Origin of the sequence: Pseudobacter sp. (assembly GCF_051955275.1) — a bacterium.
Classification (GTDB): Bacteria; Bacteroidota; Bacteroidia; order Chitinophagales; family Chitinophagaceae; genus Pseudobacter.
This window is the reverse complement of sequence record NZ_JBQCGW010000147.1, coordinates 1-13341: the sequence shown is the minus strand read 5'-3', so window position 1 is coordinate 13341 and position 13341 is coordinate 1. Positions and strand designations below refer to the sequence as shown.

10 protein-coding genes and 1 riboswitch are annotated in these 13341 nt (G+C 45.7%); of the genes, 9 read left to right on the top strand and 1 reads right to left on the bottom strand.

Features of this window, described 5'->3' with window-relative positions:
* Positions 1 to 1117: MutS-related protein (locus tag ACTHMC_RS12635; protein ID WP_440413489.1), on the top strand; the 1117-nt coding region annotated here is incomplete at its 5' end.
* Positions 1118 to 1232: 115 nt separating this feature from the next.
* Here ACTHMC_RS12635 and ACTHMC_RS12630 read toward each other — a convergent pair.
* Positions 1233 to 2090 (bottom strand): hypothetical protein, encoded by an 858-nt coding sequence (locus tag ACTHMC_RS12630; protein WP_440413488.1) that lies wholly within the window; start codon positions 2088 to 2090, stop codon positions 1233 to 1235.
* Between the two features lie 428 nt (positions 2091 to 2518).
* Here ACTHMC_RS12630 and ACTHMC_RS12625 point away from each other — a divergent pair, with 428 nt between their 5' ends.
* From ACTHMC_RS12625 to ACTHMC_RS12590, 8 genes are all read left to right on the top strand, one after another.
* The gene (locus tag ACTHMC_RS12625; protein WP_440413487.1) at positions 2519 to 3679 is read left to right on the top strand and encodes a MutS-related protein; all 1161 of its coding nucleotides are present in this window, start codon (positions 2519 to 2521) and stop codon (positions 3677 to 3679) included.
* Between the two features lie 60 nt (positions 3680 to 3739).
* Entirely contained in the window at positions 3740 to 5392 is a 1653-nt protein-coding gene (locus ACTHMC_RS12620) for a dipeptidyl-peptidase 3 family protein (RefSeq protein WP_440413486.1), read from the top strand.
* 74 nt (positions 5393 to 5466) lie between these two features.
* Positions 5467 to 5739: a T9SS type A sorting domain-containing protein gene (locus ACTHMC_RS12615; protein WP_440413485.1), complete on the top strand. Its 273-nt coding sequence runs from the start codon at positions 5467 to 5469 to the stop codon at positions 5737 to 5739.
* Between the two features lie 229 nt (positions 5740 to 5968).
* A complete protein-coding gene (locus ACTHMC_RS12610; RefSeq protein WP_440413484.1) occupies positions 5969 to 6235 on the top strand; it encodes a hypothetical protein in 267 nt (88 codons plus the stop codon).
* Positions 6236 to 6800: 565 nt separating this feature from the next.
* Positions 6801 to 7775 carry a ribonucleotide-diphosphate reductase subunit beta gene (locus ACTHMC_RS12605; protein WP_440413483.1) on the top strand — a complete coding sequence of 325 codons (975 nt, stop codon included), beginning with the start codon at positions 6801 to 6803 and terminating at the stop codon, positions 7773 to 7775.
* A gap of 43 nt (positions 7776 to 7818) precedes the next feature.
* On the top strand, positions 7819 to 9534 hold the full coding sequence (locus ACTHMC_RS12600; RefSeq protein WP_440413482.1) for a ribonucleoside-diphosphate reductase subunit alpha: 1716 nt from the start codon (positions 7819 to 7821) through the stop codon (positions 9532 to 9534).
* 107 nt (positions 9535 to 9641) lie between these two features.
* Positions 9642 to 9837, top strand: a riboswitch (cobalamin riboswitch).
* A gap of 177 nt (positions 9838 to 10014) precedes the next feature.
* Positions 10015 to 12333: a 5-methyltetrahydropteroyltriglutamate--homocysteine S-methyltransferase gene (metE, locus tag ACTHMC_RS12595; RefSeq protein WP_440413481.1), complete on the top strand. Its 2319-nt coding sequence runs from the start codon at positions 10015 to 10017 to the stop codon at positions 12331 to 12333.
* Positions 12334 to 12575: 242 nt separating this feature from the next.
* Positions 12576 to 13220, top strand: a complete 645-nt coding sequence (locus ACTHMC_RS12590; RefSeq protein WP_440413480.1) for a DUF4919 domain-containing protein — start codon at positions 12576 to 12578, stop codon at positions 13218 to 13220.
* The last annotated feature ends 121 nt before the right edge of the window (positions 13221 to 13341 follow it).

Sequence of the window (13341 nt, the reverse complement as noted above, 5' to 3'; positions counted from 1 at the left end):
CAGCATGCAGTTTCCTTTCGATACGCAGCAGGTAACCCAGATGCGCGAATATATTGATGCTTCGAATGATCGGGGGCAGTTGGCCGGCTTTGTAAATATCCTGGTAAAGAAATCGATGTCCAGCCTGACCCGCGATGAGCGGTATAAAATATTGATACAGGGTTTACAGGCTACGATTGTAACCCTGAAGAAGTGCTATGGATTGGTGGCTGAGTTATCGATGTTAGCAGGACCGTACCAGCATCGGACAAATGAGATCAGGCAGGTTCTTGCTTCTCCACAACTGGAAGCATTGATAGAGACAGATATTTATAAGTCCATTTCCGTTAAAACTATCGCTGCATACGATTTTCTCTTAAAGAACAAATTAAGCAACGATATCAAAAAAGTACTGGACTTTATATCGGAACTGGATGTGAATATTGCAGTAAGCAATGTGGCAAAAGAAAGTGGCTTCACCTATGCCAGGGCACTTCCAAAACAAATGAATTGTTTGAATGCAATCAATTTAAAGCATCCCTGTATTGAAAATGCCATCGGTAATAACATTGAAATGCAGGAACAAAACAATGTAATATTTCTGACCGGCGCCAATATGGCCGGTAAGTCCACCTGGATGAAGTCGATAGGTATCAGTATATACCTGGCTCATATCGGATTTCCTGTTGCTGCCAGGTCCATGGAGTTTTCTGTAAGAGAAGGCATTTATTCCAGTATAAATGTAGCGGATAATATTGGCTTGGGATACAGTCACTTTTATGCAGAAGTGGTAAGGGTGAAGACAGCAGCTGATGCCACAGCTGCTGGCGGTCATCTGCTTCTTATGTTCGATGAGTTGTTTAAAGGAACCAATGTGAAGGATGCGTATGATGGTACATTGGCAGTTACGGAAGCATTTTCAGAATATGTCAACTGTTTATTCATTGTATCCACTCATATTATTGAAGTAGGGGAGGGGTTAAAAGGAAGAAACAATATTCAATTCACCTATATGCCTACTATCATGAAAGATGGTATTCCTGCCTATACTTATTTGCTGGAAAAGGGTATTACGGAAGACCGGCAGGGAATGATGATCATCCGGAATGAAGGGATATTGGAAATGCTGGAAAGCTGACCCTGTCGGCATTGCTGTTGCTCTGGTGTAATTCCCGGAATATCAATTAGCATGGAAATACCTTTAAACAAAAAGGTTTGAAGGCATTTCCACGTTAAGAATTGCGTGAACATCATCAGTATTTTGAATGACCATTTTTCCGGTCGCATTCATAGTAATAACGTGTTGTTCCCCTAGTAGTATCGACAATTGAAGTAAAAGGGTTGCTCGTCAACAACAACAAATCATACTTCACCGGATAAACATCATCATACTGATAAGTATACAAATACTCCCTGAACTGCAATAACGCTCCCCTGAAATTAGACCTCACATTCTGCCGTGTCCAGTTATTATCAGGAATTGGCTCAAACTGACGACCGCTACCTGCAACGATATCAAAGTAAAAAGGCAGCAGCGTTGTATTAGGCCAGGTAAGCATGGGATTTACCTTGTTATCGTAGGCATACTCATACGCCATGAATGTTTCCAGTGGCCCTCCAGGGCGGGTGATCTGCAGATCCAGTCCGCGTGTATAATTTTTTGTGTTGTCTGAATATTCATATCGCAGCGCGCTGTTTGCGGCTGTCCGTTCCGTGATTCGCCCCTGTGCATCATACACGAAAGTACAGAGCAACTGGTACGTGCCATCAAAACCCAGTTGCTCCACGCTGGTCACACGTCCATTCTGGTAAATGAGTTTATAAGTGCCTGTTGGACCCAACAATCCTTCCGCTTTCTGCTGGTTGTTATAGGTGATCCTCACGCTGAGTGGTGGCTGTGCACCAGTGATCGGCTTTACAGAGAGCGAATCAAGTAACCGTTGCTGGTTGTAGGAATACTGCGTAACACGGTCGTTGGTTGTGTTTGGGTTTGGGTGGTACACATCTTCAATTCTCGTGATCTGGCACTTCTTCTTGCCTGGATAATCATGTTTGTGACACGCAGAAAAAATGCCGGCAGCCAGCAGGCATACGATCGTAATTTTTTTCATACAGAAGGTTAATGGTAATAAAATAAGTGTCGTGTCAGGTACAGAAAGGATCATAAGAAGATTGGTTAGCTATTAAATAGCTAAAATGAAGTGTGCCGGATTATCGAAGAATGTAATTGAGATGGGAGGGAACGGCTGGGTACAAACCGCAGGCTCAATTATTACAGTCTTCTAAAGATAAGTAATATTTGTTATAAAGAATATAAATCTGTTGCCGGCTGATCCATGTCACGCACCCCTGCGTACCTTTTTTGTATTTTCAATTCACTATGAATTTCAGCAAACAAACCCTCGCCGATTGCCTTATCCGTTAAATCAATTTCAATAAAGGCCCCGTTACTGCCTTACTCGATTTCACCAGAACGGAAGGCGGAACATACGCCCTGATTGATTTTCTGAGTACTAAGAAATCATCACTCACTGAGGTCATGCAATCCCAGGAAATACTGCAACAGATCCTTGCTCACCTTGATCTTTGGGACCTGGGCATCAACAATGCCGATATTTATTACATAGAACATTATTTCAAAAGCGAGATCGTTATCCTCGATAAAAATAAATCAATAGCCAGGTTAAAGCTCCTGGTGAACAAGTCGCCCTACAAACACCAGATGATGACAGGAGTGAAGCAGCTGGCCGTTTTCCTGTCTTCCGTAATGCAAAAGCTGGAACAGGCTTTTCCCTACTGCCCGGATAATTTAAAACCAACTATCAAAGAAATACATTCACTCGTCAACGAATCGGAAGCCCGTAAATTAGCAGAGTGGGGGATCGCCGTGAACGAACTCTCCGATTACGAACTGCTTCAGCTTGATCATGAGATCAGGTTTTCCTTCAAAGAATCTTTTTATAAGGCGCTCGGCATCCTGTACAAAATAGAAGCATTGTTTTCCCTGGCGAAGGCTATCAAGGTTCATAAACTGGTATTCCCTCAATTCTCAACCAATAATGAATTTGAAGTAAAAGACTGCTGGAATCCGGCGCTGGAAAACTGCACGAGAAATTCCTTTTATTTTGAAAACAACAAAAATATCATCCTGCTCACCGGTCCTAATATGTCCGGCAAATCCACCTTCCTGAGAACTGTGGGGTTGATCGCCTGTCTGGCTCACACTGGTATGGCCATTCCTGCTGTTTCAGCTACTCTTCCATTTTTCGATTCTGTTGAAATTTGTATTTCCATCCAGGACAGTCTCACCGAAGGATATAGCCACTTCTACGCTGAACTGAAAAAAGTGAAAACCATGGCAGAACAATTAAAAAATGGACACCACTGTTTCATGATCTTTGATGAGCTATTCAAAGGCACGAACCTTTCCGATGCTGCCAGGTGCACTGCGGTATTGGCAAACGGTATCCTGCAGCATCCGGATAGCTATTGCATTTTTTCTTCCCATCATACCGGTCTCATGGCCGCGGATCCTGCACTACAAAACCAACTCCAGTTCTCTCATGTTGAAACCCTGATCGAAGACGGCGTCCCCAGATTCACATACATATTCAAACCAGGCATCTCCAACATCTTCCTCGGGTATTATTTCCTGCAAAAAGAAGGAATAGATAAGTTGATGAATGTGTCCGGCCATTAACGCAGGGTTCAAATATTATTTCTTTACATTTGACCTTTCTAACTATAACCATATAACGATATGCAGTCCATTTTGAAAGCAGTCTTAATAGGTTCCCTGCTGCCCATCGCAGCCTGTAACAACGGTACCGAACAGGATAAGAAGCCTGTAGCGGATTCCACGCAATCCTACGCCGCACAGCGCCTCGCGGGTTATGCCCCCGTTAAACTCACCGCCGATCTCAGTGCACTTTCCGAAAAGGAAAAGCAAATGATCCCGCTGCTGATCCAGGCTGCTGAAATCATGGACGAACTCTACTGGCAACAGTCCTATGGCAATAAGGACAGTCTCCTGAACTCCATCCAGGATCCTGCTACCAAAGAATTTGCCCGTATCAACTACGGTCCCTGGGACAAACTGAACAGCGACACCCCCTTCGTGGCCGGCTTCGGCGCCAAACCGCATGGAGCTGAGTTTTATCCGCACGACATGACCAAAGATGAACTCGAGAAATCAGATGTAAAAGATAAACACGGGGAATATTCAGTGATCCGTCGCGACAGTGCCGGTAAACTGATTGCTATTCCTTACCACCAGTTTTATGCAGAGCCGCTGAAACGCGCTTCTGATCTGCTCAAACAGGCAGCCGCGCTCGCGGAAGAACCCGGTCTGAAAAAATACCTGGAATTACGCTCGCAGGCCCTGATCACTGATAACTATATGCCCAGTGATGCTGCCTGGATGGATATGAAGAATAATGGTCTGGATGTGATCATCGGGCCCATCGAGAACTACGAAGACCAGCTGTATAATTCCCGCAATGCCTTCGAAGCTTATATTCTTGTAAAAGATAAAGTGTGGAGCAAGAAACTGGAAAAGTATGTAGCCATGCTGCCCACCCTGCAAAAAGGCCTGCCCGTTGATGATAAATATAAGAAAGAAGTACCCGGCACATCTTCCCAGCTCAATGCATACGACGTGATCTATTATGCCGGTCATTGTAACTCCGGTGGAAAGACCATTGCCGTGAACCTTCCCAACAGCGAAGAACTGCAGAAAACAAAGGGCACCCGCCGCTCACAACTCAAAAACGCCATGAAGGCCAAGTTCGATCAGATCCTGCTTCCCATCGCAAAAGATCTCATCGACCCTTCACAGCTCAACCAGGTTCAGTTCGATGCATTCTTCTCGAATGTGATGTTCCATGAAGTAGCACACGGACTGGGTATCAAGAATACGATCGATGGAAAAGGAACTGTCCGTTCCGCATTGCAGGAACAGGGCTCCTGGCTGGAAGAAGCCAAGGCTGATATCCTGGGTCTTTATATGGTGACCAAACTGGTAGAGATGAACGAACTGCCTGGTCCGATCGAAAATTACTACACCACTTTCATGGCTGGTATCCTCCGTTCTGTAAGATTTGGAGCCGGAGAAGCGCATGGAAAGGCCAATATGCTCGCCTTTAATTATTTTGAAGAAAAAGGTGCCTTTGCCAAAACGCAGGACGGACATTACAAAGTGGATGTTCCCAAATTCCGTGAAGCCATGAATGGCCTCAGCAACCTGATCCTCACCCTGCAGGGCAATGGCGATAAACCCAGCGTTGAAAAACTGATGAAAGAAAAAGCAGTGGTACGCCCGGACCTGCAGGCCGACCTGAACCGGCTGGCCAAAAAAGGCATTCCGGTTGACATCACTTTTGAACAAGGCGTAAACGTACTAGGACTGAAATAAATTCGCGTAAGCGATCTCATATTGAAGGGCTGACCAAACAGGTCGGTCCTTTTGCTTTATCTTACCGGCTGAAGATGACCGATACTGACGGTGCGTTCAAATACAGCCCCGTGGTGATCGTGAAGTTTGCCGGAAAGAATGAAGTGAAGATCAGTCCCGTGCCTGCCAACAGTTATGTGATGTTTACTATCAGCGACCGTTCGCTGGTTGGACAAAGCGCACAGGTGTTCAGTCCGGCAGGCAACCTGGTGCTAGCATTATCAAACAGAATTGAAATTGCTCATCTGCCGTCCGGCATTTACACTATCAAAACCAGTTCAGGAACTTACAGGTTCATTAAACAATAAGCTGGCGCAATTGGAAAAATGCGGCTGTCCTTTAAAGGATAGCCGCTTTCTTTTTGTACAACATTAACCTGAGATTAATTTTTGACTTTTACGTGTTAATGAATGTTTACTATTTGCAGTAACGGATGTATGATTCAGGAAAAGCAATACTTTTACCACTCGTTCGTTTGTAACCAATATCATTCTCCAAACTATCTGCCAGTACGTGACCTTTTAAATGCTATGTTATATGTCAGATATGTTAGTTTTCGGCTTCCACTATAAAGAACGCTTCTACAAAGCCATCGCCAATCTCTGGAAGAAAAGTACCAATGGTATTTACCGTATCACTGTAATGAATGGCGATCTCGAGCGCCTGCTTTTCGGTAATAATATCGTATCCCTCAAAGAAGGAAGATTTCTGGCAACAGCCGGTACTAATGTGGCCGACATGGAAATAAAACAATTACAGGAAGCACTGGTAATTGCATTGAATGATCACCGGGCGAGAAACTGACGGGATAGATTTCCACTTTTTAATAACTGACATCTTGCCGCATTGAAGTTTTGAGATGTTTCTCGGGATTTTCACCCTTTTCTGAAATCCCTTTTAGGGAATTCCGGCTTCACTTTAAAAAGTGGACAGGTCTCTAGAGAAATCGAGCACAACAGCTCTCTTGCACCATATATATTATATACAGAACCACCACTACCGGTTAGTGGTATTTTCCCCATTTTCCTTACGCTAACAGTTGTTAGTATTTTCAGCTGGCGCTTTCCGGCGCGGTATCTGCTGTGATATTTCGAAATGCTTTCTGGTGGCGGGTTTCAGACTGAATGTGAACCCGGTTTCTGCCAGTGATCCGTCTTACTGATTGCTACCTGTCTTTTGCAGTCATATTTCAGTAAAAACACCTCACTCAATTATGCACAGCCTGTTGATTTCTTTACAACCCTCCAATGAAATTTATTGTGAACTTTAGTGAACTGCATAACGCAAAATTTCCTTTTACATAGGTTCATATGCCAGGGTCCATTCAGTTTGGGCCATGACATTGTATCACAAATAAAGAAATTCTAATATGGGTTTATTCGATAAGAGGGTACAGTACAAGCCATTTGAATATCCGGAAGTATTACAGTTTACCGCTGCGCTCAATAAGTCATTCTGGGTGCATTCAGAAGTGGATTTTACTGCAGATATCCAGGATTTTCATGCGATCCTTACTCCGGCAGAACGTAATGCCGTAAAAAACAGTCTGCTTTCCATAGCCCAGGTGGAAGTAGCCGTGAAGTCTTTCTGGGGAAATCTGTACCATCATTTTCCAAAACCTGAGATCAATGGTCTTGGCGCTACTTTTGCAGAGTGTGAGTTCCGTCACTCTGAAGCCTATTCAAGGCTGCTGGAAGTGCTCGGTTATAATAATGAATTTGAGAACCTGCTGAAAGTGCCGGTGATCCAGGAGCGTATCAACTACCTGTCTGCGGCCCTGGCCAATACAAAATCAACTGATAAAAAAGAATACACCACTTCACTGATCCTGTTCAGTCTGCTCATTGAGAATGTGAGCCTGTTCAGTCAGTTTGCCATCATCCTGGCGTTCACCCGCTTCAGGGGACTGATGAAGAATGTGAGCAATATCATTGCCTGGACTTCTGTAGATGAACAGATCCATGCCAATGCAGGTATCTTCCTTATCAATAAGATCAGGGAAGAATATCCTGAGATCTTCACACCGGATACCATCAGCCAGGTGAATGCCATTGTGAAGCAATCCATAGAAACAGAAGAGCGTATGCTCGACTGGATCTTCAATATCGGAGAAATCGACATTATCAATAAAAAGGACCTGAGCAATTTCATGAAGAAGAGGGCTGATGACAGCCTGCAGCAGATCGGGCTGCAACCCATCTTCAATATTAGCGCTAAGGAAAGCAGCACCATGCTGTGGTTTGAAGAAGAAGTTTTCTCCAATAGCCTGGACGATTTCTTTGCCAAGAGGCCTGTTGAATATACCAAATTCGACAAGAGCATTTCGGCCAACGATTTGTTTTGATCTGTTTGAAACTGTGTTATCCAACCCATTAAATCTTTTGTGAATGACAACATTATTTGAAACTGCCGTTCCTGCCGCCGAGCAATTACCTGATATTGCCGGAAAATACGAGCATGAAAAATTATGGTGGAAGAATGAGGAAAGTGAACAAATTCTGAACAGAGGTTATCTGTTGAAAGGTGAAACAGTTGAAGGCGCCATCGAGCGCATCTGTTCTGCGGCAGCGCAGCGTCTTTATAAACCGGAACTGAAGGACGCTTTCAAAGAGATGATTGAAAGAGGATGGATGAGCCTGAGCTCTCCCATCTGGGCCAATATGGGTACGGAAAGAGGACTGCCGATCTCCTGTTTCAATGTGCATGTGCCTGATAATATCGAAGGCATCACGCACAAGCTGGGTGAAGTGATCATGCAAACCAAACTCGGCGGTGGTACATCCGCTTATTTCGGTGCACTCCGCGAACGGGGCAGCGCTGTTACCGATAACGGGAAAAGCAGTGGCGCCGTTAGTTTCATGCGCCTGTTCGATACAGCTATGGATACCATCTCACAGGGGGGGGTAAGAAGAGGCGCTTTTGCCGCTTATATGGATATCGATCACGGTGATATTGAAGAGTTCCTCTCTATCAAGGATATCGGCCACCCTATCCAGAACCTGTTCAATGGCGTATGTGTGCCCGACTACTGGATGCAGGATATGATCGATGGGGATATGAAGAAAAGGGAGATCTGGGCTAAAGTACTGGAAAGCCGCCAGCAGAAAGGCCTTCCATACATCTTCTTCTCAGACAATGTGAACCGTAATAAACCACAGGTTTATAAAGATCACAACCTCACTATTCATGCAAGCAATCTCTGCTCCGAGATCATGCTGCCATCATCCATGGATGAGTCATTCATCTGCTGCCTGTCTTCCATGAACCTGGAACTGTACGACGAATGGAAAGACACCAACGCCGTGAAACTGGCCGTGTTCTTCCTGGATGCCGTATTGCAGGAATTCATCGCAAAAACCGAAGGCAACCATTACCTGGAAGCTGCCAATAAATTTGCGAAAAGACACCGTGCCCTGGGGCTGGGTGTACTGGGCTGGCACTCTTACCTGCAGAAGAATATGATCCCCTTCGAAGGCATGCGCGCCAAACAACTGACCGCATCCATTTTCAAAGACATCCAGGAAAAAGCCAACAAAGCGAGCAAGGACCTGGCATGGATCTACGGAGAGCCTGAACTGCTGAAAGGATATGGCAAACGCAATACAACCGTAATGGCCATTGCTCCTACAACCAGCTCCAGCGCTATTCTCGGACAAACATCTCCCGGTATCGAGCCGTTCAGCAGCAACTATTTCAAAGCAGGACTTTCCAAAGGAAATTTCATGCGCAAGAATAAATACCTGAAAGAACTGCTGATCAAAAAAGGAATCGATAATGAAGATACATGGCGCGGCATCATGCTGAACCATGGCAGTGTGCAGCACCTGAAAGAACTGACGCAGGATGAAAAGGACGTGTTCAAAACATTCAAGGAAATCAGTCAGCTGGAGATCATTCAGCAGGCATCTATCCGGCAGCAATATGTTGACCAGAGCCAAAGCCTGAACCTCAACATCCCTTCTGACCTTCCTGTAAGAGAAGTGAACAAGCTCCTGATCGAAGCCTGGAAGCTGGGTGTTAAAACACTTTACTATCAGCGCAGCCAGAGCGTTTCCAAAGAAATGGTGACCAACCTGGTGAGCTGCAAAAGTTGCGAAGCTTGATCAACCAGGATAGTATTTGAAAAGCGCTCCTGCAAAGGGGCGCTTTTTTTGTGTAAACAGAAATTCCGGCAAATACACTAATTTGCATCATCAAGTTCTTTCTATACATCTTATCAAACAGTATAGGTTCCCGGCCAAGCGTCGGGATTAATAGGGAATTGTGTGTAAATCACAAGCTGTCCCGCAACTGTAAGTAACACACCTGAGTTTTTACCCTCGTTGTCCACTGTTCCGCCAACACGGAATGGGAAGGACGGTAGAAACGTTACAAGCCAGGAGACCTGCCTCTATTGTATTTGACAGTGCTTTCGTGGAAAGAAGCGATTGTTGAACTGATATACCTCCATCACAGGCATCTTCATGCAGGAAGGCCTGTGCATGCGTACGCGTATACGTATCTTCCATCTTCTTCTTACATACATAGCACTCCTGTTTAGCAAAGAGCTTTTAACTGATTTATCATCTTTAAAAGCGCGTAACATGCAAACACAAAACCTCGGCTACCCGCGGATTGGCAGCCAAAGGGAACTTAAGAAAGCTGCTGAACTCTACTGGGCAGGTGAGCTGACTGCACAAAAACTGATGCAGACCGGCAGTAACATCAGGCAGCAGAACTGGCTATTACAAAAAGAAGCCGGCATCGATCTCGTTCCCTGTAACGATTTTTCTTTCTATGACCAGGTGCTCGATACCACAATGATGGTGGGCGCCATTCCTGCACGGTATCATAACCTGGTGCACGAAAAACAATTGCCGCATATCGATCTCCTGTTCGCCATGGCAAGAGGTTATCAGAAGGATGGCTATGATATCACCGCTATGGAAATGACCAAATGGTTCGATACCAATTACCATTACATTGTGCCGGAATTCACTGCCAGTCAGCAGTTCACACTCTTCAGCAATAAAGTGCTGCACGAGTTCAATGAAGCTAAACAACAAGGCATCCCTGCAAAACCTGTTTTGCTCGGACCCGTTTCTTACCTGTTGCTGGGTAAAGAAAAAGAAAGCGGTTTCCATCGTCTTGAGCTGATCAAAAATCTCTTACCTGTTTACCTGGAGATCCTTGGCAAGCTGGAAGAAGCAGGCGCGTATTATGTCCAGCTGGATGAGCCCTGCCTTTCGCTCAACCTCTCTTCCGCAGAAAGACGGGTGTTCGTGCAAACCTACAACGAGATCAGGAATAAATTCCCACAATTGCAGCTTATCCTGGCCTCATATTTCGAGTGTTACGGTGATAACCTGGCCACTGCGCTGAGCCTGCCTGTGCAGGTGTTGCATCTTGACCTGGTGCGTTGTCCCTCTCAGCTGGATGATATCCTGGCTACTGATATCGTCCGCAGCCGTACAATTTTATCACTGGGTGTGGTGGATGGAAGGAATATCTGGAAGAACGATTACGAGCAGTCACTCGCACTCATCAATAAAGCAGTAGCTAAGCTGGGAACAGACAGGGTCTGGATTGCTCCATCCTGCTCACTGTTGCATGTGCCCTGTGATCTGGACCTGGAGAAGAATGAGAAAGTGCTCACTCCCGAAATCAAACAATGGATGGCATTCGCCAAACAGAAGATCGGTGAGATCGTTACACTTAAACAATTGGCGGCAGGGGAGGTAAATGAGCGGTTACAGGAAAATATAACGGTCAACTATACTCGAAAATTATCTTCCCTGATCCATAATAACCAGGTTAAAGATAGAGTATCAGGCATCACAGATAAAGATGCAAGTCGTAACACAGCTTTCTCCTCCCGCAAATTGCTGCAGCGCGCGGCTTTGAAACTCCCAATATTCCCTACCACTACTATCGGGTCTTTTCCGCAGACCGCTGAAGTCCGCAGCTGGCGGGCCAAATTGAAGAAGGGAGAGCTCACCCAGGAGCAGTATGATACGCTTATTGCCAAAGAAACGGAAGACAGCATCCGCTGGCAGGAAGAGGCCGGCATCGATGTACTGGTGCATGGTGAGTTTGAGCGGAATGATATGGTGGAGTATTTTGGTGAGCAGTTGCAGGGATTCGTGTTCTCACAAAATGGCTGGGTGCAGAGCTACGGCAGTCGTTGTGTGAAACCTCCCATCATTTATGGAGATGTGAGCCGTCCCGCTCCGATGACAGTACGCTGGACCTCTTACGCGCAGTTGCTTACACGTAAACCTGTGAAAGGTATGCTGACCGGACCTGTTACCATTCTGCAATGGAGCTTCGTTCGTAATGATCAGCCACGCAGTGAAACCTGCACTCAGATTGCGTTAGCCATCAGGGATGAAGTGGCCGATCTGGAAAGCTCCGGTATCCGCGTGATACAGATCGATGAACCGGCGATCCGGGAAGGACTTCCGCTCCGCAAAGAGAACTGGGAAGCGTACCTCAACTGGGCAGTTCGCGCATTCCGCATTGCTGCAAGCGGCGTGAATGATGCCACACAGATCCATACGCATATGTGTTACTCGGAATTCAATGATATCATCGGACAGATCGCGGATATGGATGCGGATGTGATCACCATAGAATGCAGCCGCTCCCAAATGGAACTGCTGGATGCATTCGCTGAATTCAAGTATCCTAATGAGATAGGGCCTGGTGTGTATGATATCCATTCGCCACGTGTTCCTTCAAAAGAAGAAATGGTGCAGCTGATGGAAAAAGCCAAAGCGGTGATCCCTGCGGATCAGCTCTGGGTGAACCCTGATTGCGGGTTGAAAACGAGAGGCTGGAGTGAAACCAGGGCAGCCTTGCAGGCCATGGTGGATGCGGCGAGGGAGTTGAGGAATGAAGTGGCTGTTAAAGTAGCCGAATAAATATGTCGGGGAGTACCCAGTCACTCGCGTCCCCGCGAGTGACTTCTATTTGCTCGCCTCCGGCGGGCACCGTGTCGCCGGAGGCGACGGAATATCCGTCACTCGCGGGTATGTGAGCGACTGGGCTCTCCGATTTTCCAGAACCTTTTAAAAAGCCTTACTATTTACGGGTTGAGTATTTTTTTCCGCCAAAATGATGTAATATAGCTGCACCAGCCCCTCAAAAACATACATCCCGGAAAATGAAAACATCCATTGTTCTCGTTCTGACCTTCCTGAGCCTTTCCTGTTTATCTTTTGCTCAATCTGTTTCCGTTCCTGATCACAAGGACAAATATGCTGATTTTGTCAAACAACTTGAATCCGGCAATACCAATATCAATTTTCGTGAATTCAGGGAAAGTCTGATTGACAGTAAACAATTCCAGGTAGCGGGCAAGGCAGGTGAGAAACTGACCAGGCTGGATAAGGAAATGAAAACCCTGATGGGCAAAGAAGATTATGAAGGCGTGATAAAAACCACCGGTGAGATCCTCAGTATCGACTATACCATTTTGATGGCCCATGCATTAAGGTCAAGGGCATTTGAGAAAAACGGTGATACTGTCAATCTTGCTAAATACAGGACTATCCTCGATGGTCTGGTGAACTCCATCATTGATCGTGGTGATGGTAAGACCTGTGCTACTGGCTGGTCTGTCATTAAAGTGGAAGAAGAGTATTTTATCCTGCGCGCCATGGGATTGCAACCATTAGGGCAGTCAGTTGACAAGAACGGAGGGATCTGCGACAGGATAGAGGTACAGACCAAAGAGGGAGGAACGCTCACTTACTACTTCAATGTGGCTAAGATATTTGAAGGGTATAATAAAATTCTGGGCCTCTAAGTTTCCACTTATGAATGGAGTTTTTTTCAGTGTAATCAACCCGCGGAATTTCAATAGTGCAAGGACCATCTTTTTAATCATCCTTAACGCATTTCCATTCTTATCGAACGCACAAACTGCT

Coding starts and splice junctions, on each gene's coding strand:
- metE (WP_440413481.1), top strand. CDS start 10,015: ATGCAAACACAAAACCTCGGCTACCCGCGGATTGGCAGCCAAAGGGAA.
- ACTHMC_RS12605 (WP_440413483.1), top strand. CDS start 6,801: ATGGGTTTATTCGATAAGAGGGTACAGTACAAGCCATTTGAATATCCG.
- ACTHMC_RS12610 (WP_440413484.1), top strand. CDS start 5,969: ATGTCAGATATGTTAGTTTTCGGCTTCCACTATAAAGAACGCTTCTAC.
- ACTHMC_RS12630 (WP_440413488.1), bottom strand. CDS start 2,090: ATGAAAAAAATTACGATCGTATGCCTGCTGGCTGCCGGCATTTTTTCT.
- ACTHMC_RS12600 (WP_440413482.1), top strand. CDS start 7,819: ATGACAACATTATTTGAAACTGCCGTTCCTGCCGCCGAGCAATTACCT.
- ACTHMC_RS12590 (WP_440413480.1), top strand. CDS start 12,576: ATGAAAACATCCATTGTTCTCGTTCTGACCTTCCTGAGCCTTTCCTGT.
- ACTHMC_RS12620 (WP_440413486.1), top strand. CDS start 3,740: ATGCAGTCCATTTTGAAAGCAGTCTTAATAGGTTCCCTGCTGCCCATC.
- ACTHMC_RS12625 (WP_440413487.1), top strand. CDS start 2,519: ATGCAATCCCAGGAAATACTGCAACAGATCCTTGCTCACCTTGATCTT.
- ACTHMC_RS12615 (WP_440413485.1), top strand. CDS start 5,467: ATGACCGATACTGACGGTGCGTTCAAATACAGCCCCGTGGTGATCGTG.